This window comes from Mesorhizobium silamurunense, from assembly GCF_014843825.1.
GTDB classification, from domain to species: domain Bacteria; phylum Pseudomonadota; class Alphaproteobacteria; order Rhizobiales; family Rhizobiaceae; genus Mesorhizobium; species Mesorhizobium silamurunense.
Genome location: NZ_JHQR01000473.1, coordinates 1 through 749 on the forward strand (window position 1 = coordinate 1; position 749 = coordinate 749).

At 66.4% G+C, this 749-nt stretch carries 1 protein-coding gene and 1 pseudogene; both read right to left on the reverse strand.

What is annotated here, in order from left to right; all coding sequences use genetic code 11:
• Nucleotides 1-335, reverse strand: a pseudogene (locus DH10_RS36050) (ABC transporter permease); the annotation flags it as partial.
• Nucleotides 332-749 (reverse strand): ABC transporter permease (locus DH10_RS36055; RefSeq protein ID WP_192385971.1); only part of this gene is annotated, 418 nt, incomplete at its 5' end. The gene DH10_RS36055 and the pseudogene DH10_RS36050, both read right to left, overlap by 4 nt.

Sequence of the window (749 nt, forward strand, 5' to 3'; positions counted from 1 at the left end):
GCCGCTGCGAAGGCGCCGAGCGGCACGCCGACGCCCATGCCGATGCCGACCGCGACCAGCGCCACGGCGATCGAGTTGCGCGCGCCGACCATGATCATCGACAGGATGTCGCGGCCGAAATGGTCGGTGCCGAACCAATGAGCCCACGACGGCGCCTGCGTCTTGTCGGCGATCACCAGTTTGGTGACGTCATAGGGCGTCCAGACAAAGGAGAGCAGCGCAATCGCGGCCACCAGCAGCGTGATGGCGAAGCCGACCAGGAACGAGCGGTTGCGGAAGGCCTTGGCCAGAACCCCGGCAAGCGTTTCCTCGGGCAGGTCGACGCGCATCGTCATTGCCGGCCCCTGAGCCGCGGATCAACGACCGCATAGGAGAAGTCGACAAGTAAGTTGACGGCGATCACGGCGGCGACCAAGAGCATCACCACGCTTTCGACGACGATCAGGTCGCGCTGGGTGATGGCCTGGAACACCAGCCGGCCGAGCCCCGGCAGGTAGAAGACATTCTCGATGATGATAGTGCCGGCAAGCAGGAAGGCGAATTGCAGGCCGAGGATGGTCAGCACCGGGATCATGGCGTTGCGCAATGCATGACGCCAGAGCACCGCGCGGTAGGGCAGGCCCTTGGCGCGGGCGGTGCGGATATAGTCCTCGTTGAGCACCTCGATCAGCGCCGAGCGGGCGACGCGCGCCAGGATCGCCGCTTGCGGCAGGGCCAGCGCGACGGCCGGCAGCAGCAGCGACTTCACC